Annotated in this window: 17 protein-coding genes and 1 pseudogene; 12 read left to right on the top strand and 6 right to left on the bottom strand. The window is 61.8% G+C overall.

The features are described 5' to 3' along the window. The first annotated feature begins 7 nt into the window (after positions 1-7). Positions 8-1,312 (top strand): citrate-proton symporter, encoded by a 1,305-nt coding sequence (locus IVB36_RS05845; RefSeq protein WP_026232412.1) that lies wholly within the window; start codon positions 8-10, stop codon positions 1,310-1,312. Positions 1,313-1,318: 6 nt separating this feature from the next. Here IVB36_RS05845 and IVB36_RS05850 read toward each other — a convergent pair whose 3' ends face one another. Continuing rightward, positions 1,319-1,783: an Lrp/AsnC ligand binding domain-containing protein gene (locus IVB36_RS05850; RefSeq protein ID WP_026232411.1), complete on the bottom strand. Its 465-nt coding sequence runs from the start codon at positions 1,781-1,783 to the stop codon at positions 1,319-1,321. Between the two features lie 163 nt (positions 1,784-1,946). Here IVB36_RS05850 and IVB36_RS05855 point away from each other — a divergent pair, with 163 nt between their 5' ends. Continuing rightward, a complete protein-coding gene (locus IVB36_RS05855; RefSeq protein ID WP_085348408.1) occupies positions 1,947-2,960 on the top strand; it encodes a 1-aminocyclopropane-1-carboxylate deaminase in 1,014 nt (337 codons plus the stop codon). 202 nt (positions 2,961-3,162) lie between these two features. On the opposite strand, the gene recQ is transcribed toward IVB36_RS05855, so the two are convergent. The 5 genes and pseudogenes from recQ to IVB36_RS05880 all read right to left on the bottom strand — a co-directional run bounded on the left by recQ (position 3,163) and on the right by IVB36_RS05880 (position 10,264). Beyond that, a complete protein-coding gene (gene recQ, locus IVB36_RS05860) occupies positions 3,163-5,028 on the bottom strand; it encodes a DNA helicase RecQ (protein ID WP_018452866.1) in 1,866 nt (621 codons plus the stop codon). A 121-nt stretch (positions 5,029-5,149) separates the two neighbouring features. After that, the gene (locus IVB36_RS05865; RefSeq protein WP_026232410.1) at positions 5,150-5,893 is read right to left on the bottom strand and encodes a polysaccharide deacetylase family protein; all 744 of its coding nucleotides are present in this window, start codon (positions 5,891-5,893) and stop codon (positions 5,150-5,152) included. Positions 5,894-5,996: 103 nt separating this feature from the next. Beyond that, positions 5,997-6,998 carry a homoserine O-succinyltransferase gene (locus tag IVB36_RS05870; protein ID WP_018452864.1) on the bottom strand — a complete coding sequence of 334 codons (1,002 nt, stop codon included), beginning with the start codon at positions 6,996-6,998 and terminating at the stop codon, positions 5,997-5,999. A 12-nt stretch (positions 6,999-7,010) separates the two neighbouring features. Next, positions 7,011-8,312, bottom strand: coding sequence for an O-acetylhomoserine aminocarboxypropyltransferase/cysteine synthase family protein (locus IVB36_RS05875; RefSeq protein WP_085348411.1), 1,302 nt, complete (start codon positions 8,310-8,312; stop codon positions 7,011-7,013). 379 nt (positions 8,313-8,691) lie between these two features. Beyond that, positions 8,692-10,264 (bottom strand): annotated as a pseudogene (locus IVB36_RS05880) (amidase family protein). A gap of 461 nt (positions 10,265-10,725) precedes the next feature. On the opposite strand from IVB36_RS05880, the gene IVB36_RS05885 reads away from it, so the two are divergent. The 10 genes from IVB36_RS05885 to IVB36_RS05930 all read left to right on the top strand — a co-directional run. Then, positions 10,726-11,952, top strand: coding sequence for a site-specific integrase (locus IVB36_RS05885; RefSeq protein WP_247390854.1), 1,227 nt, complete (start codon positions 10,726-10,728; stop codon positions 11,950-11,952). Further along, positions 11,949-12,581: a hypothetical protein gene (locus IVB36_RS05890; protein WP_247390855.1), complete on the top strand. Its 633-nt coding sequence runs from the start codon at positions 11,949-11,951 to the stop codon at positions 12,579-12,581. The genes IVB36_RS05885 and IVB36_RS05890 overlap by 4 nt, the downstream gene beginning before the upstream one ends. A gap of 174 nt (positions 12,582-12,755) precedes the next feature. Next, on the top strand, positions 12,756-12,977 hold the full coding sequence (locus IVB36_RS05895; RefSeq protein ID WP_247390856.1) for an AlpA family phage regulatory protein: 222 nt from the start codon (positions 12,756-12,758) through the stop codon (positions 12,975-12,977). A gap of 536 nt (positions 12,978-13,513) precedes the next feature. Beyond that, positions 13,514-14,482: a bifunctional DNA primase/polymerase gene (locus IVB36_RS05900; RefSeq protein WP_247390857.1), complete on the top strand. Its 969-nt coding sequence runs from the start codon at positions 13,514-13,516 to the stop codon at positions 14,480-14,482. Continuing rightward, positions 14,479-15,123, top strand: a complete 645-nt coding sequence (locus tag IVB36_RS05905; RefSeq protein WP_247390858.1) for a hypothetical protein — start codon at positions 14,479-14,481, stop codon at positions 15,121-15,123. Before IVB36_RS05900 ends, IVB36_RS05905 begins: the two co-directional genes overlap by 4 nt. A 686-nt stretch (positions 15,124-15,809) precedes the next feature. Then, positions 15,810-16,226, top strand: coding sequence for a hypothetical protein (locus IVB36_RS05910; protein WP_247390859.1), 417 nt, complete (start codon positions 15,810-15,812; stop codon positions 16,224-16,226). 632 nt (positions 16,227-16,858) lie between these two features. After that, on the top strand, positions 16,859-17,533 hold the full coding sequence (locus tag IVB36_RS05915) for a recombinase family protein (RefSeq protein ID WP_247390861.1): 675 nt from the start codon (positions 16,859-16,861) through the stop codon (positions 17,531-17,533). Positions 17,534-17,675: 142 nt separating this feature from the next. Continuing rightward, positions 17,676-18,227 carry a cyclin-dependent kinase inhibitor 3 family protein gene (locus tag IVB36_RS05920; protein ID WP_247390863.1) on the top strand — a complete coding sequence of 184 codons (552 nt, stop codon included), beginning with the start codon at positions 17,676-17,678 and terminating at the stop codon, positions 18,225-18,227. A 15-nt stretch (positions 18,228-18,242) separates the two neighbouring features. Then, positions 18,243-19,256, top strand: a complete 1,014-nt coding sequence (locus tag IVB36_RS05925) for a hypothetical protein (RefSeq protein WP_247390865.1) — start codon at positions 18,243-18,245, stop codon at positions 19,254-19,256. 138 nt (positions 19,257-19,394) lie between these two features. Further along, positions 19,395-19,445, top strand: a 51-nt coding sequence (locus IVB36_RS05930) for a hypothetical protein (RefSeq protein ID WP_247390867.1), incomplete at its 3' end; no start/stop codon positions are given.

Below are 19,445 nucleotides of genomic sequence, written 5' to 3' on the forward strand. Positions count from 1 at the left end.
GCGAGAGATGCAGACGAACAGGAAAGCCATCGTGGCCGCGGTCGCCGGCAACGCAATGGAGTGGTACGACTTCACCGTGTTCGCGCTGATGACACCGGTCATCAAGAACCTGTTCTTTCCGGTCGACCCGAAAATTCCGGGCAGTGAGATCAACGCGCTACTGCTGACGACCGCGCTGTTCGGCACCGGCTTCTTCATGCGACCGATCGGCGGCCTCGTGCTCGGCTATTTCGGCGATCGCAAGGGGCGGAAAGCGGCGATGACGCTCGGCATGGGCATCATGGCGCTGTCGGTCGCGCTGTTGGCATTGACGCCGACCTACGCCACGGCCGGCATTGGGGCACCCCTGATCGTGCTGCTGGCGCGGCTGTTACAGGGCTTTTCGGTCGGCGGCGAGTTCGGTACCTCGACCGCCTATCTGATCGAAGCGGCGCCTCCCGGCCGCACCGGCTTCTATGGCTCGTGGCAGATCGCCGGCCAGCTCATGGCCAACGTGCTCGGCGCAGTGCTGGGCGCCGCCCTGACGCTGACCTTCACGCAGGAGCAGCTTGCCGCCGGCGCCTGGCGTATTCCCTTCTTCGTCGGCCTCGTGATCGTTCCGATCCTGCTCTATATGCGCGCCAGCGTCATCGAGCCCGAAGCGTCCCGGCGCAGCATGGCGACGGTGCACAAGGAGGATTTCATCGCCGCGCTGAAGAATCCCGGCCGCAATTTCCTGATCGGCATGGGCATGGTGGTGGCGAGCGCCGTGTCGTTCTACGTCACCTTCGGCTACACCGTGACGTACGCCAAGGAGGTGCTGAAGCTGCCGCTGATGCAGAGCTTCCTGGTTCAGATGATCGCGGCGATCGTGATGGTGATCGTCGTCCCCATTGCCGGCGCCATCTCCGACCGCTACCCGCGCAAGCCGCTGCTGCTGGTCTCGCTCATCGGCTATTTCGTCTCGCTCTATCCGCTCTATAGCTGGGTGATCTCCGAGCCGTCGATCGCAAAGCTCCTGGTCGCCCAGGTCGTCATCGGCTGCTTCAGCGCCTTCTTCCTCGGCGTCTACTGCACCACGCTGGTCGAGCTGTTCCCGATCCGGGTCCGCTCGACCGCGCTTGCCATCGTCAACAATGTCGCGGTGCTGGTATTCGGCGGCTTTGCCCAGTTCTTCGTGACATGGCTGATCGCGCTCACCGGCTCCCCGTTGGCGCCGATCTTCTATGTGATGATCGGCGTCGGCCTCGGGCTGATCGCGGTGATCGCGATGCGGCCGGAGGACGCCGGCCGGGAGCAGGTCGCGGACGGCATCGTCGAACAAGCGTTGTGAGGCCGCTCAAAACTCCAGCGGCGCGTTGTCGACGACTTCCTTCATCACGAAGAAGGTGCGGGTCTGGCGCACGCCGGGCAGCGCGATCAGTTGCTCGCCGTGGATACGGTTGAAGTCCTCCATGTCGCCGACGCGGATCTTGAGGAAATAGTCGAAGTCGCCGGCGACGAGGTGACAGTCGAGCACGAATTTCAGCCTGGTGATCGCCTGCTCGAAGATCGCAAAGCTCTCCGGCGTCGAACGGTCGAGCACGACCCCGACCATCACCAGCGTACCCTTTGCCACCTTCTTCGGCGCGACGATGGCGCGGACGGCGGCGATGAAGCCGTGCTCGAACAGGCGCTGGGTGCGGCGATGGCAGGTGGCGGGACTGATGGCGACGGTTTCGGCCAGCTCGGCGTTGCTGAGCCGGCCGTTATTTTGCAGCAATCGCAACATCTTAAGGTCGACACGATCAAGACGAGCGGACATGGAAGAAGCTTCCGTTCTTAGTACCTAGTCCGAAAGGAATACCACACATCTCGTCCATTATCGCAAGATCATCCGCAATAGAGGCGCAATATTTGAAAGCACCTTTTTGCAGAGCGATGCTAGCATTTTTGGAGACATTAACGCCAATCGGGATGACCTGACGATGCTCGAAAAATTCGCGCGCTATCCGCTGACCTTTGGTCCGACGCCCATCGAGAAGCTGGAGCGGCTGTCAAAGCATCTCGGCGGCAATGTCGAGGTCTATGCCAAGCGCGAGGACTGCAATTCCGGCCTCGCTTATGGCGGCAACAAGCTGCGCAAGCTCGAATACATCATCCCCGACGCGATCGCCTCGAACGCCGACACGCTGGTCTCGATCGGTGGCGTGCAGTCCAACCACACCCGCATGATCGCGGCCGTCGCGGCCAAGATCGGCATGAAGTGCCGCCTGGTGCAGGAGGCCTGGGTGCCGCACGAGGACGCCGTCTATGACCGCGTCGGCAACATCATGCTGTCGCGCATCATGGGCGCCGACGTGCGCCTGGTCGACGACGGCTTCGACATCGGCATCCGCAAGAGCTGGGAGGACGCGATCGAGGAGGTGAAGGCGGCGGGCGGCAAGCCCTATGCGATTCCCGCCGGCGCCTCCGTGCACAAATTCGGCGGCCTCGGCTATGTCGGCTTCGCCGAGGAAGTGCGCAAGCAGGAAGCCGAACTCGGCTTCAAGTTCGACTACATCGTGGTCTGCACCGTCACCGGCTCGACCCATGCCGGCATGCTGGTCGGCTTCGCCGCCGATGGCCGCGCGCGAAAGGTGATCGGCATCGACGCCTCCTTCACCCCGGCGCAGACCAAGGCGCAGGTGCTCTCGATCGCACAGAACACGGCCAAGCTCGTCGAGCTCGGCAAGGATCTCGTCGCCGACGACGTCGTGCTGATCGAGGATTATGCTTATCCCGCCTACGGCGTGCCGTCGGAAGAAACCAAGGAGGCAATCCGCCTCACCGCGCGTCTCGAAGCCATGATCACCGACCCCGTCTACGAGGGCAAGTCGATGCAGGGCCTGATCGATCTCACGCAGAAGGGCTATTTCGAGAAGGGCGCAAAGATCCTCTACGCCCATCTCGGCGGCGCGCCGGCGCTGAACGGCTATGGATATGCGTTCCGGAACGGCTAGCGCGTCGGTGATGTGAGGCGGCGCGCACCTCCCGACGAGTGTCGTCCTGGCGAAAGCCAGGACCGATTACCCCGACTGCCAATTGTTGAAACACGCTGAGGCAGTCAGCGTGCCTTTTCCTACGGCCCGTGGCTATGGATCCCGGATCGGCGCTCCGCTTCGCTGCGCTTGTCCGGGATGACGGCGGAGGTGTGCCCGCGCCCTACCGCGTCCTGACGATCTGCAGCAGCTCGTCGCCGTAATGCTCGAGCTTCTTGTCTCCGATGCCGGGCACATTGCGCAGTTCGTCCAGCGTGGTCGGCCATGCGCGAACGATGCCGTCGATGGTGGCGTCATGCAGCACGACGTAGGCCGGCACGCCACGTGCGCGGGCAATGTCCGAGCGCCACGCTCGTAGCCGCGCGCGCAATTCAGGATCGACATCGCCCTGCGGCGCGTCGGCTGCCGGGGCCAGATCACCGCGGCGGGACTTGGCGCGGCTCGAACGGATCCGGACGCCGGGCGCCTCTTCGCGCAGCCACACTTCCGTTTCGCCCCGCAGCACGCCGCGCGACGAATCCGTCAGCTTCAGCGCGCCGAACGATTCGCTGTCACTCAGCAAATGTCCCATCGCCACGAGCTGCCGCAGCACCGTACGCCACTGCTTCTCGTTGAGCTCGCGTCCGATGCCGAAAACGGTGAGCTTGTCGTGACCGAACTGCGTCACCTTCTCGGTCAGGCGTCCGATCAGCACGTCGATGAGGTGCATCGCGCCGAAACGCTGCCCGGTGCGATAGGCACAGGATAGCAGTTTTTGCGCCAGCACCCTGCCGTCGCGCATTTTCGGCGGCGTCAGGCAATTGTCGCAATTGCCGCAGCCCTCGCCCATCACGATCTCGCCGAAATAGGCGAGCAGCCGCCGGCGCCGGCAGTGCGGCGTTTCGGCGAGGCCAACGAGCGCATCGAGCTTGCCAATCGAGACCCGCTTGAATTCGTCGGAGCCGCTCGACTCGTCGATCATGCGGCGCTGCTGCACGATGTCCGAGAGACCGTAGGCCATCCAGGCCGCCGACGGCTTGCCGTCGCGGCCGGCGCGTCCTGTCTCCTGGTAATAGGCCTCGATGCTCTTGGGTAGATCGAGATGCGCGACGAAGCGCACGTCCGGCTTGTCGATGCCCATGCCGAAGGCAATGGTCGCGACGATGACGATGCCGTCCTCGTTGAGGAAGCGGTCCTGGTTGCGCGAGCGCACGCTGCTGTCGAGCCCGGCGTGATAGGGCAATGCGGCAATGCCGGCGTCGTCGAGCGCCGCGGCGACCTCCTCGACCCGTTTGCGGGAGAGACAATAAACGACGCCCGCATCACCTGCGTGACGCCCCCGGATGAAATCCTTGAGCTGCGACACCGCGTTGCGCTTGTCGACGATCTCATAACGGATGTTGGGACGATCGAAGCTGGAGACGAAGTGCGGACTGTCTGCAAGCTGAAGCCGCTCGACGATCTCCTTGCGGGTCAATTCGTCGGCAGTCGCGGTCAGCGCGATGCGCGGCACGTCGGGAAAGCGCTCGGCGATGATCGACAGGCCGACATATTCGGGGCGGAAATCATGGCCCCATTGCGAGACGCAATGCGCCTCGTCGATCGCGAACAGCGCCACCTTCGCCCGCGCCAGCAGCGCCAGGCAGCGCGGCGTCAGCAGCCGTTCCGGCGCGACATAGAGCAGGTCGAGATCACCCACGATCAGGCGCCGCTCGATGTCGGAGGCTTCCTGCGGGGTCAGCGACGAGTTCAGCGCGGCCGCGTTGACCCCGGCTTCGAGCATGGCGGCGACCTGGTCGCGCATCAGCGCAATCAAGGGCGACACCACGACACCGCAGCCTTCGCGCAGCAGCGCCGGCAATTGATAGCACAGCGACTTGCCGCCGCCGGTCGGCATCAACACCAGGCAATTGCCGCCGCCGGTGACGTGCCGGATGATCTCGCCCTGCGCGCCGCGGAACCCGGGCAGGCCGAACACCGAACGCAGCACCGACAGCGCATCGCGGCCCTGGGCCGGCGCAGGCAGCGGAGCGGTGGAAGGAGAGGACATGGGCATGTCGGGGTGAGGCCGTGAGATTCGTCACAAGGCCAGTCGCATGACCGCGCAGGCGTGGCAAGGCTGTTTGCTCCGCAGGACGCCGCCTTCCACCCTTCGTGGGAAGAAAACTTTCTTACGCCCCGATCCTCCGCAGCGCTTCCGCGACCGTCACGATCGGCATGTCGCGCCTCGCGGCGGCCTGCAGCGCATGGCGCATCAGGTCCGGCGTGCAGCCATACGGGCTCGGCGCGTTGGCGACGTCATGACCGTAGAAGATCAGCCATCCGCCGCTCTCGACCGCCTCGTCGAAATAGCCATCGACACCCGTCGTATTGATCTCGCGATCGACCAGGGGCGAGGCCCGCAGGAACTGGAGATCGATGACGTCGCGATTGACGCCGGGAAGGATGCCGCGCGCCGAGCGGAAGGTCTTGGCGAGCTGCGGCTTGCGCCACACCGACGCGATGCCATAGGGGTAAGCAAAATTTTCGAGCGTGATCGAGGAATCGATGCCGCGAAAATGGCTGCGGTTTCGCTCGATCTCGCGGGCCATGGCGGTCTCGTCGAGATTGACCGCACTCTGGTGCGAGAAGGTGTGGCACGCAATCTCGTGCCCCGCCCGGTGAAGCCGCACGATCGCGTCGTTCGACAGGCCGTGCCAATGGTCCGAGGGACGATCGACCAGGCTGCCCGCGAGATAGAAGGTACCGCGGCCGCCATGCTGCTCCAGAAGCTCGGCGCCCTCGCCTGCGGCGCTATCGGGGGCATCGTCGAAGGTGAAGCTCACCATGGGCGCATGCGCGGGCAGACGGTGCGGCGCGGCACGAAAGTGCCGGGCCAGCCGATTGCTCACGCGTCCCTGGAGTGCCGACCACACGACTCGCATTTCCTGTCTGCCCCGCCGTCACTGAAGCATTCGTGCGCCGCTCGAGGCAAGCTACACACTTCGTTAGTCCTAACGTCGATGCCGTCGTCCCGACCTAACGTGCAAGCACCGACGCGTCGGTCCCCGCGCCGAGATATTGCAGCCAGTTCCGGAACAATGCCGCCGCGGCGCTGCCCGCGGCAATATCGGCACGCAAATTCAGCGCGGGCAGCTCGTTGCTGAGCGCGGGGTGGCGCTGGTGCCTTGCCTGTTTCTCGAAGCGGACCAGCTTCTCTTCGGTCGAAGCGTCAAAATAGCTCACGGGCAGATGCGGATAATTGTCGCGCTCACGCGCGAGATAACGGCCGATGTCGCGCAGATATTCACGCTGAAGCGACAGCGCGTCATATTCCGGATGGCCCTGGAAGAACACGAATCGGCTGGCATATTGGCGGACGAAGGTATCGACGCCGGCCTTTGCCGAACGCGTCAGCACCTGGTAGCCGGCCTCAACGAGGTCGCTCTCGGCGATCTCGTTGAGACGCGAATGCGAGACCTTGAGGGGAGCGGGCGCGGCCCGCGTCAGCGGATCCCTGGTCACGGCTTCGCAGTCGAAAATGCCGTGACATTTGGCCGGCAGCGGCCGCCGTTCGATGCGGTCGAGATGCAGCACCGCGGCATGCGCAGCGAGGCACGACCAGATCGTCGAGCGCGTGTTGACCTTGGCCCAGTCGATCAGCTCGGTGAGATCGCGCCAATACGGTTCCTGGTCGAGCTCAGGCGCGATCGGCTCGGCGCCGGTCACGATCAGGCCGTCGAACCTGTGGCGTCTGAGCTCGGTGAGTTCCGAGTATTCGCTCTCGACATGCCATCTCGCTTCCGGCGAGCGCTTCACCGAAGGCAGCGAGAAGCAGTGAAAGCGGATGCGGCGCGGACCTGCTGCGGCTTGCAGCAGCTTCATGAATTGCCGCTCGGTCGCCTTCAGCGCCGGATCCGGCATGTTGTTGATCAACCCGATCGTGAGCTCGGTGCCGCCGGGCTCGCGCGCCAGATCGCCCGCTCCCGGCACCAGCGCCGGGCTCGATATAGCTTGATCCCTGTCGATCAGGATCGTCATCGGCGCAGCCGCCTACTCCGCGGCCTGGAGGCGCGCGGACGGGCAGGCCTTTTCCAGTGCCTGATCGAGGTCCTCGATGATGTCCTGGCAATGCTCGATGCCGATCGACAAGCGGATCGTTTCCGGCAAAACGCCGGCGACCCGCTGCTGCTCCGCCGACATCTGCCGGTGCGTGGTCGAGGCCGGATGGCAGGCCAGCGACTTGGCATCGCCGATATTGACGAGGCGCGTGATCAGCTTCAGCGCATCGTAGAAGGACTTGCCGGCTTCCATGCCGCCCTTGATGCCGAAGGTGAACAGCGACGAGGCGTTGCCGTCGAGATATTTCTGCACCAGCGGATAATAGGGACTGTCCGGGAAGCCGGTGTAGTTGACCCAGGCCACGCGCGGATCCTTGCGCAGGAATTCGGCGACCTTGCGGGCGTTTTCGCAGTGGCGCTCCATGCGCAGCGCGACGGTTTCGATGCCCTGGAGCAGCAGGAAGGCGTTGAACGGCGACAGCACCGAACCCATGGTGCGCTGATAGATGCTGCGCGCGCGCTCGATATAGGCTGTGCGGCCGAAGCGCTCGGCATAGACGAGGCCGTGATAGGAGGCATCCGGCTTGTTGTAACCGGGGAAGCGGTCGGCGTGCTTGGCCCAGGGGAAATTTCCGGAGTCGACGATGGCGCCGCCGAGCGTGGTGCCGTGACCGCCCAGAAACTTGGTCAGCGAATGCACGGCGATGTCGGCGCCGTAATCGAACGGCTTGAGCAGGATGGGCGTTGCAACGGTATTGTCGACGATCAGCGGCACGCCGTGGGCGTGGGCGACCTTCGCCAGTGCTTCGATGTCGCAGACATTGCCGGCGGGATTGCCGATGGTTTCGGCGAACACGGCGCGGGTGTTCTCGTCGATCAGCCTTTCGATTGCCTCGGGCTTGTCGCTCTCGGCGAAGCGGCCGGTGATGCCCTGCCGCGGCAGGATGTGCGAGAGCAGCGTATGCGTGGTGCCATAGAGCTGCGGCACGGAAACGATGTTGCCGCCGTGATCGGCGACGTTGACGAAGGCGAAATGCAGCGCGGCCTGCCCGGTCGCGACCGCAAGCGCGCCGACGCCGCCCTCGAGCTCCGCGATACGCTTTTCCAGCACCGCGCTGGTCGGATTGGCGATGCGGCTGTAGCGATAGCCTTCGGTCTCGAGATTGAAGAGCGCCGCGCCGTGATCGGCGCTGTCGAAGGCGTAGGCCGCGGTCTGGTAGATCGGCACGGCAACCGCGTGCGTGGTGGCTTCGGGCTCGTAGCCGGCGTGAATAGCGATCGTCTCGTTGCGCATCGTGCCACCTCCGCGTGGAGCGGGCCGCACTTATTGGCCTGTATGAGGCATGTGCGTTGTCCGCCGTCCCTCTGTTAGAGGCGGGTGGTAAAGCGGACAATAATTCGTCTAGAGATCGAGGAAGTAACCCTAACGGTTGTTGGGGAATTGGCTAAAATTCAAGTCAAATTGGATTAATGAAGTTTTGCGGTTGGCGGCAGCGAACACGCTGCACTCCCTTCTCCCCTTGTGGGAGAAGGTGGCGCGAAGCGCCGGATGAGGGGTCTCTATCCATACGGCCAAGCTTGCGTTAGCGGAGAGAGACCCCTCACCCGTCTCGCCGCTGCGCGGCGAGCCACCCTCTCCCACAAGGGGAGAGGGAAACAACTTCGCTGCCCTATCAGTCCATCTGTTCCCACAGCCGATGGGCGAGCACGCCGGCGCGCTTCTCGATCGCGGCCGCTGCATCGAGCGCGAGATCCTCGCGATAGCGCCCGGCAATGAGCTGCACGCCGATCGGCTGGCCATCGTGCAGCGTCACCGGCACCACGGCGCCCGGCAGGCCCAGCACGTTGATCGCGGAGATGAAGCGGATCTCGCCCCAGAAAATCTCGCGCACGCGCTGGGGGCTGACAGTGTCCTCGCGCGGGCTAGGCGTCGGCTTCACCGTGGTCGGTGCCAGCACCACCGGATACTCCTCGAAGAACAATTGCCAGGCGCGAATGTGGCCGTTGCGCGCGGCGGTCGCCTGCATCCAGGCCTTGAGGTCGAGCACGTTGGCCTTGGCTTTCATGCCGCCCCACGCCTTGTGGAAGTCTTCCGACGTCACCTTCAGCATGCCGGCCTCCTGCATCACCATCGTCTCGTTGGTGATGATGTCGCACCAGGTCTGCCAGACGCCGTCGATGTCGGGCACATCGACCTCGCTGACGCGATAGCCGGAACGCTCCAGGTGATCGGCGGCCTGACGCAACGCCGCCGCGACGTGCGGATCGACGTCCATGTCTTCAGGAATCCTGGCGAGCGCGACCTTGATCGGCCCCTTCGGCTTCGGCCCGACCAGCGGCGCCGGTACCCACCAGGGATCGCGCGGATCGCGCTGGCTCATCACCTCCAGCGCGAGCCTGACGTCGGCGACGTGGCGGGCGAGCGGCCCCTGCGCCGACATCAGATGCGCCAGCATCGGCCGCTCGGCGGTTGCGCTTGCGTTGAAGGCCGGAATACGTCCCTGCGTCCTTGATGGTCGCAACGCCGTTGCAATGCGCCGGCCAGCGCAGCGAGCCGCCGATGTCGTTGCCGTGCGCGATGGTGCCTATGCCGGCGGCGACCGCCGAACCCGCACCGCCCGAGGAGCCGCCGCAGGTGATATTGGGATCCCAGGGATTGAGCGTCAGCCCGTGCAGGGGATTGTCGGTGAAGCCGCGGAAGGAGAATTCCGGCGTGTTGGTGAGGCCGATGATGATCGCGCCAGCCTTCTTCAGGTTGCGCACCACCGGCGAATCCGACGGCGCGATGAGGTCCTTGTTGGCGGGGACGCCATTGAAGTTCGGACGGCCCTCGTAGTCGACGTTCTCCTTGATCGTGATCGGTACGCCGTGCAGAAGGCCGAGCTCGCCGCCCTTCGCGCGCCGCTTGTCGGCCGCATGCGCCGCGGCCAGCGCCTCCTCAGAGAGATCGACGACAACCGCGTTCAGTCGCGGATTGACGGCCCGCATCCGCTCGAGATGCGCCTCGACGGTCTCGACCGCCGAGATGGCGCTGGAGCGGATGGCGGCTGCGGTCTCGACCGCCGACCATTGCCAGGCCGGGCCTTTTGGGCGGCGTGGTGCCGATGATTTGCGCGGAGCTGCCTGCTTGACCGGCTTGGTTGCAGCCTTCGCGACCTTGCCCTTGCGAACGGCGCTTGTCTTGCTGGAGGTCTTCGCTGCTTTCTTCGCAGCAGATTTCTTCCTGGTCGCCGTCTTCTTCGCCACGTCGCATCTCCTCACATTGCGCCGCGGAAGTTATGGAGGTCACGCCACCGTGTACAGGCGCGTTTCTGCATGGCGCGACTTCACGACGCGTTGTGGCGGCCGAAGGCGCGCGAGAGACGCTCATGCACCTTTGGGGCTTTTCCCACGACGCATGTACTGGTTGAATGATGGAATAAACTGCGGCCAGGTTGCCGCATCGCGACCGGGTTTTGACGCCGCCATTTGGACAGCGGCAATTGGAGCGGACACGGGGCTGATGGCGGAGAGAGTGGCCGCCTTTTTAGTACCCCGCAACGTCCGAAGAGGCTCGAAATGGCCCGGTGGGCTAGGCTTGAAAAGCCTTGCGCCGCAGGGATTTCCTCACTTGTTCTTGCCCGTTTTCACCCAATATTGGTCGGTATGCACCGCTACGACCGAGCCGGGAGTCCAGCCGGGGGTTTACGATCTAGGAAATAGATCCTATGGCATTGACCACGAGGCAGATCGCGAAGCTCACTGAGCCGGGCCGCTACGGCGACGGCAAGGGCCTCTACCTGCAGGTCACGCCAACCGGCGCCCGCTCGTGGCTGCTACGCTATGAGCGCGGCGGTCGCGAGCGGGCGATGGGGCTGGGACCGGCCGATGACTTCACGTTGGACGAGGCCCGCGAGCGCGCCCGCAAGGCGCGGCAGCTGCTGAAGGACGGGATCGACCCAATCGATGCCCGCAAGGATGAACTCGCTAAGAAGATCTTGGAGAAAACCCTCGCCGCTGCGGCGAATGTCATCTTCAAGGAATGCGCGGAGCAATATTACAAGTTTCATTCACGCAAGTGGAATAACGCAAAACACAGCGCGCAATTTCTCTCGACGATGAAGATGTACGCGTACCCGGCGCTAGGAAATATGCCCGTCGCCGCGATAGACAAGGCGCTCGTCCTCAAGGCGATCGAACCGATCTGGTACACCAAGACCGAGACGGCGAGCCGAGTGCGTGGCCGGATTGAAGCCGTTCTCGATTTCGCGAAGACACGCGGTTATCGGACGGGAGAAAATCCAGCTGCCTGGGGCGGCAACTTGCTCCATGCCCTACCCGCCCGCAACACAATTGCCAAGGTCGAGCATCACGCGGCGCTGCCGTTTGTTGAAGTACCCGATTTTATGGCGCAGCTCGCAACTCGCGAGGGCATAGCCGCGCGGGCATTGGAGTTCGCGATCCTCACCGCCAGCCGCACTGGTGAAATTATCGGAAGTCGGTGGTCGGAGATCGATCTGGATGCGAAGCTCTGGACCATCCCGGCCGTGCGAATGAAGGCCAATAAAGAACATCGCGTGCCGCTGAGCGGCCGCTCTCTTGAAATCTTGAAGGCTCTGCCGCGCGAAGACGGTTTTGTATTCCCCGGTGGGCGCAAGGGCGTTCCGATCTCAAACATGGCAATGGCCGGTGTTCTGAAACGAATGGATCGGTTCGAAATTACTGTCCATGGCTTCCGGTCTACCTTCCGGGATTGGGCGGCGGAGCGGACCGGCTATCCTAATCACGTTGTCGAAATGGCGCTCGCCCATGTGATTGGGAATAAGGTCGAGGCCGCCTATCGGCGCGGCGACCTGTTTGAAAAACGTCGAAAACTAATGACTGACTGGGCGACCTACTGTGCGACGCCTTCCGTTGGGAGGCACGATAACATCATGCCTCTGCGCGCGCCATGAACGCAACAAGAGGCGAACTGCCCCGCTGGAACTGTCAAAGCAAGAAAGACCAAAGGCTCCTGGAACAATGGACGAACGAGCAACTGGACTTGCTCTATGAGCCCACCGCCTCCGATTTGCAGTCTGAATTGGAGGTGATGAATGATGACAATTACAACAATGCGGTCTCGAAAGATTCGAGTGACACGTGGTTGCGCGGACGGATTATCCGCGCCATTCGAGGCCATAAGGCAAGCGCTAACGAAAGAAAGCTTGCCTTGGCCATGGGCATTGAAGCTGACGAAGCCCCAAGCTTCGATGTTCTTATCCAATTGATAGGTAACGATCTGCAAAGCTCTCGATTTGCTCTGCGACAACTGTGGCAACTTGTGCACAGTCCGCCACCTAAAGGAAAAAAGAACAATCGAGGAAGAAAGCGGGGAGAATCGCGCCCGAGCGATTTTTCTCCGCTAGAGCGCGATGCCCTTTCAGACGCAGCTCAGGATATGGATCGCATCCGGGCTATCTGGAAACGCCGCTTTGGAAAGATGAATCGTAGTGAACGTCAGCCGCCAACCGCTCTGGAAATTGCTGCGCGGCGCAATGGCGTAGACGAGGATAAGCTCAGAAGCTGGCGGAGTAACCGCTAGCGTACGTTCCAATGGTTCAATGAGCCATCCGGCGCCACTCTTTGCAGCTAGTCTTTTTGCCGATGTTTTGCGTTTTAGGTCATCCATCTAGGTAGCGCGCTTCGCAGGCGCGATTGCACTTTAATAATGCTCCCCCGGCAAACGCCGTCGGGCGTTACCAACGGAGCAATGCAGATGAATGAAGTGCATCCCCACCTTAATCGGCTTTATCGACGCAGCGAACTGCCGAAATACGTCGGCCTGCGTCGGACGCAGATCGACGAGTTGATTAAGAAGGGGGAATTTCCCCGGCCAATATCCCTAAGCGATGCTGGTCGCGCCGTGGCTTGGTTGGAGGCCGATCTCGTGGCTTGGCAGATACACCGTCTGGCCAAGCGCGCCAACGAGGCGGCGTAAGACAATGATTTGAAACGGTGAGATCAAAGCGCCTCGCGCCACTCGGTCGCGAAAGCTCACTTGCGAGAACGGCTGGTACCAGAATTCTGCGCGCGACGAATGTGCGTCGCCAGTGAACGCACATGTTTTCTTTCGCAGAGACTCAGGATGATTGAGATGACCCAAAGGAAACGAACCCGCGGAACTAGTTTAATCAGGGAGACGAGTAAGGTTACGAGGGCGACAAGCGGCGCACACCCCGACCACCAAGGTCGATCTGGCAATGACGCTATTTGGGACGCTTGTCGCATGTCGCAAGAGGTTGCTGCGTTTTGCAACGCGCAGAATGCCGCAAGATTAGAATCTGCGGCTCGCAAACTGGGCCGCTTTGAGCAGAGCGAAGACGGGCGATGGTTGTACTGGTGCCCAGATTGCGAACAGAGAGTCGAACTACGCATCACGGCTAACGGTGACGTCCGCGCGTCTACTTATGGTTCTAAGACGTGTTCAACCGTGCTGCGCATTCAACAGTGGCTCCGCGATAACGGATATCAGTCATGAAGGGGCTCGTTGCCGCCGCGCTGGACCACGCAAAGCGCGGCTATTTCGTGTTCCCCGCGAAATTTGCAGGGCAACAGAAGCTCGGCCACACGTCGGCCGACCAAAGCAACGGCAATCCATGGGGCTTCACCAAGAACCCGGATGAGATACGCGAGTATTGGCGGCGTTGGCCCGGCGCGGCAATTGGCTTGCCTACTGGGGCAGCCAATGGGCTCTTCGTAATCGACGTCGATACGCCAGACGGGCACGATCACGATGGTCGCGAGAGTCTCATTCGGCTCGAAGTGCAGCACGGCGCTTTGCCACGGACACGCATGGCCGAATCGCCGACCGGTTCTAGGCACTACTATTTCAAGCAGCCACCCGACATCACGATACCATGCAGTGCCTCCAAACTCGGGCCGGGCATCGACGTTCGGGGCGACGGTGGTTTCGTCATCGCTCCGCCGTCGGTGCGGCCTAAGCGCGGCGAGTACAGATGGATCAACCACGCTCTCATCGCAGACGCGCCCCGGTGGCTGCTCGATCTCGTGGCAGTAAGACGTCACGTCCTGAAGGCCATCGTACTTGATCCAAAGTTACGAGCCATTCTGCTGAAAGACGCTGGGAAGGGAGTTTCGTTCTGTCCCGAAGACAATCCACCGGTTTACGCGCCGATTTCGGCAGAGGATCTTGAACTGAAGATCAAGGTCGCACTGTCCGTCATTCCCAGCGACGACTACGATCTCTGGTATCGGGTTGGTGCAGCCATCTACGATGGGCTGGGCGATGCCGGTTATGTGCTGTTCGATGAGTGGTCGCGGGAGTCGTTGAAGTACGAGGCCAGAGCCTGCGAGCGCAAGTGGAGAGACTTCCGCAAAATCCGGTCGATCAAGGTCGAAACTATCTTCTGGCAAGCAGATCAGCACGACCGCGGCTGGCGCGCGTTGTATCGGCGGCTGCTCAGCGGCGAGGTGGCGGCATGACCAAGCCATCAATCGCAAAGCTGAAGGCCATTATAGGCGCAGAACAGGACATCGGCGATATCCCTTGTATCGTCAGCTTGGAGAAGATCAATTCAGACGAACCTTATTGGAACGTAACCATCCGAGGCAGCAATGTCACAATGAGGATAACGGACCCGCGGGACATCGTCGAATATCGACGGTTCGTGATCCAGTGTTTCAAGCAACTCAACACGGTTTTTCCGGCGGTGAAACAGGCCATATGGCTCAATACACTGAGAGAGGTCATGCCGAAGCTGACCGAAAAGCAGGCGGACGAGGACACCACGCGCCAGGGCCACTTCAGGGAGTTGCTCGAAACGTTTCTGACGAACCGAATGCGCGGCAAGGAGAGAGACGACCTGCTGCGCGGGGCACCATGGGAGGACGAGGAAAGCAGGCGGCGCTACTTCACGATGGCTGCAGTGGCTACATTTCTCGAGAGGGAGGGGATGCGCAAGGTGGACCGCAAGGAGATCGCCACGTGGATCAGGGCGCTAGGTGGGGAGCCGCAAAACCTCACCATCAAGAACTATCGCAAACGGTGCTGGTGGGTGCCCAGCGATGCTGTCGAGGAGGCTCCGGAACTAGATGCGCCTAACATGCCGGAACCGGCGATTTGATCACTCGTGAATGCGCGTAAGGGAGTTACTACAACACTGCAGTGTTGTAGTCGGGCATACGGGGGCGCCGCGCCCTGTTGTAGTGTTGTAGCAGTGGTGTAGCAGAGAGTTAGTGTTTACATGCACATACGCGGACACGATAACACTACAACACCACAACATTGCTGCGTGCGCGGGCGTCTTAGGCAAGATTCCCATGTGCGCGTGCGTAGTAGCGTACCCCCATGCGACCAAAGCACTTTGGCCCCGCGCCCGTGGCCTAGCGGTACACGAAGTTGGCAAGACCATGCGGGCGGCCCCGCGCAGGTCTGCCCTGCCCGGCGACCTAGCAGGGCATATCGGCGCTTCTCACATGGCGATCGGTAAAGGGGCAACCATGACGCTTCGTCGCACCAGCGGCGCGCGCAACCGGGCTGGCGGCCCCGGCCAGCGCTTACCCAAGGGCCGCGGGCCAAGGCGCTCCCATGGCACCCTGCCGCAACGAGCCCGAGGCCTGGGGCGAGCGGCACGGCGGCTTAACCTGGCGGGCCGATCGAATATTGTGGTGGTGGCGCCGTTTCCAGCAACCCACGTTCATAGGCGATGCAATGCGACGGCTATGATGGCTACGAGACTCTCGGCAAGGAAGCTGCTGACTACGAAGCCGAGCGTGGCAGCTAAGTTAGAGGATAGAAAGGCGATACACGATGCCCCGTGGCCATACAGCCAGCTTAAAGATTCCGAGGAAGGGCCAACGCTTCGGTGGCCGTCAAAAGGGCACGCAGAATAGGGTAACACGCGAGCTGAAGGAAGCAATCATCCTCGCGGCCGAGAACAGCGTGCACTCGAAGACCAAGGACCTCGTCGGTTACCTCAAGTACCTCGCAGACAAACGGCCTGAAGTGTTCGCCAGCTTGCTCGGTCGTCTGCTGCCCCTGGAGGCCAAGGTGAGCGTTGGCGGCAACCTTGAGCACACCATCAAAGCCAAGGCCGAGACGGCCATGACGCAGGAAGAGCTGGCCGAGTACTACAACCACCTCCGCGCATTGCCCGCCAGCACGAAGCCACTCGTCATCATCGACAACGATACTGGCGAGCCGCTGTACTCGAAGGCCGCAGATTGATTGTACTGGCCCTGCTGCAGTTGCTCGCCAGAACCACCCGCATGTTTAATCTTCGGACAATTGATTGACGCTCGACCCCCGGTGATCCTGCGGCCTACGCCGAATGGATATCGTTAGTGACACGCGGCTAAGGGCACGCGCATGCGGCTCGTGATCCGACAAGCAGCCTGAGGGCACGCGCAGTCCCAACCTCGCGGACGCCGTGGCCATGTGCTGCTGGCCCGTCGACGAGCTGGCCTACGGCACCAGCATGGAGTGGGTGTAGCGACAAGCCAAACAGTAGGTAACGACGGCGCTGCTGCGATGAGCTGGATCGGCCCCATACAGCGTCTGGCTCGGCCACGGGGGCCCACGTGGGCAACCTCGGATTCGCAGCGCCAGTGGCGCCAGCAACCGGCCTCCGGGCCCGGTCCAAGTGGCCGTCGCCAGCCAGAGGCCTCCTGCCGGTGCGGCGGCCCCCGCACGTGCTGCTTTTGCGACTTCCGCCGAAAATCTGCCACCGCCCTGAGGGGGCTTGTAGGGCCTCGCCTACCTGGTAAAAATACTACCAAAAGCCATTCAATTACAGTATGTTAGCACGATTGTAACACGCCAGCGCCGGTTGCCGTGTTGTACATTTGAGGATTAGTCTCATGACCAAAACCGCAATTGCGTACATTCGCGTTTCGACCGTGCGACAGGGGAAATCGGGCCTTGGACTCGAGGCCCAGCAAGCGGCGCTGGCCCGGTTCGCCGAAGCCGAGGGCTACGACCTAATCCAGACCTTCAAGGAGGTCGAAACCGGTAAGGGGGCGGATGCCCTCGATCGCCGACCGCAACTCGCGGCGGCGCTGAAGGCGGCTCGGAAGCTCAAATCGCCGATCATTGTTGCCAAGCTCGATCGGCTGAGCCGAGACGTTCACTTCATTAGCGGGCTAATGGCGCACAAGACGCCGTTCATCGCCGCAGAGTTGGGCGCTGACGCCGACCCGTTCATGTTGCATCTCTACGCCGCGTTGGCTGAAAAAGAGCGCGCCATGATTTCTCGTCGTACCAGGGACGCGCTGGCGGCCAAGAAAGCCCAGGGTGTCAAGCTGGGCGGACTGAACGCCAAGGGCATCCAGAACCGCGACGAGGCCAAGGAACGCGCTGAGCAGTTGCGTCCGATCTTCACCGAACTCACGGGCCGATCCGCGCGAGCTATCGCCACGGCACTGAATGAGCGCAAGATAGCCACGCCAATCGGTGGGAATTGGCACGCAGCAACTGTAATCCGCGTTCAAAAGCGGATTGCAGAAGGTTGCTCAGTCGGATGCGGCGCAGTTTAGTTCGGTCGCCAATATGATTTGTCTTTTGTCCGTGCCGTTTTTGAGCCTTCATGATTGGTCGACCCGGGCGGGGTTTTGAGGGGCGCCTTGCATCCCACTTTTTCGACCCCACCGTGCGGCCCGGCAGGAATGGAGATTTTAAATGAAAAGAACCTCTTTGACGCACCCCCTGCAGATCGCGGTCGTAAGTTCTGGGCCCGAATTGGGAAGGGTTGGAATGACTTTCTGCCCAGGAAAGTGTGATCGGCACGCGATGACCGGTGAGTGGGTTCGCGATCTCGCGCTTGATCTCGACGGGATCCGGGATTGGGGCGCAGCCGCGGTTGTCACACTTCTGGAGCCAAAGGAGCTGGTGCTGCTGAGAGTGGAACGTCTCGGCGAAGAAATATCGCGGCGGAATATATTGTGGTTCCATCTTCCAATTGTTGACGTGTCGATTCCGGACGAGCGATTCGAGAGGGAGTGGGTTGTGGCCGGTGAAGAGTTGCGCTCGATCCTGCGCAGCGGCTCCGACGTTCTGGTCCATTGCCGGGGTGGACTCGGACGAGCCGGTACGATGGCGGCACGACTCTTGATCGAACTTGGCATGGAGCCAGAGACGGCGATCGCACGTGTACGCGCGGTGCGGCCAGGCGCGATCGAGACTAGTGAACAAGAACGTTTCGTCCGAGGCATCAGCGCCGCGCGTAATTGATCGTGGGAGTCGTCAATGGACTGGTTCGAAACGCTTACGGGATTTCGCGAAGCAGGCTACGACGACACACGAGTCAAGCTCAAGGTAGAAGGCGGCCAGCTGAAATCGCTGGTAAACGGGAGAAGCTATCGTATCGGAGAACTTGAGTTGGTGTCGCTGCAGGCTCTGCGCGAGAGGGTTGCATCCGCTGACGCGTTGCCCGGGCGGCTCAAGGTAAGTCTGGTGACCGGAGACGTCCGTCATATGCATCAGTTTCCCGAGAACGCTGGTGCTTTGTTCCAAGTCGCCTCCCAGTTCAACCTTCTGGAAATGATTGGGCCCGAGGTAACGCCGGAGCAGGGCGTTACTCGCTATCAACACGATCGTACTCAAGGCCCAGCGTGTGCGATCGCTGCCGGTGCGGCCACGATCTACCGTAACTACTTTGCAATGGTGGATGGCAGCTACGGCCAGACAGCAATACGGCAGCTCGATGGATTGGCCGATCTCGGCGAGTTTTTTTCTGCGGCCTTGAATAGGCCAGTCTCATCTTTATGGCGCATGCAAAATGGCTACGCGATATGCACCCGCGCCGGACTCGACGCCATTGCGGCGTACCTCGGGGCCCTACAATCCGAACAGATCGATATGCTGCGGGGCAAACTGTGCATCGGGATACACCGCGATGTCGAAGTCACCGATGCCGAAGGAGAGCTTCGGCCGATAGTCTCGCAGGCTTTTTGCTCGGCTCTTCCTGTAGCTTACACCGGAGTGTCGTCGGCGCACTGGAAGCCGTTCGCATCGCTGGTTTTGGATGCAGCCTACGAAGCCACGATGTTGGCCGCTGTACTGAACAAAAAGCGGGGTGCATCGAACGTTGTCCTGCTCACATCCCTCGGCGGAGGAGTCTTTGGTAACGAAGCTGAATGGATCAACGCAGCTATCCGGCGAGCACTAACCATGATGTCAGGTTTCGGACTTGATGTGAGGCTCGTGAGTTATGGGACCCCGTCGAGAGAGATCCTGCAAATGGCAAATGATTTTGGATAAAATTCAGGAGCTGGCGTCAGGTCTCAGAGGCCGCGCGAACGCAGTGGCGCAAGGTCTCCGACGATCGGGTAGGCTAAGGGAAATCTTCGTACGAGTGAGCAGTGCCAGCGGCTCGGCAAAATCGAAGGCGTCGGACCTGTGACAGCAACAGCCTTGGTCGCCGCCGTGGGCGATAGAAGCTGTTTCAAG

The organism is Bradyrhizobium sp. 35 (assembly GCF_023073215.1).
Taxonomy (GTDB): domain Bacteria; phylum Pseudomonadota; class Alphaproteobacteria; order Rhizobiales; family Xanthobacteraceae; genus Bradyrhizobium; species Bradyrhizobium canariense_D.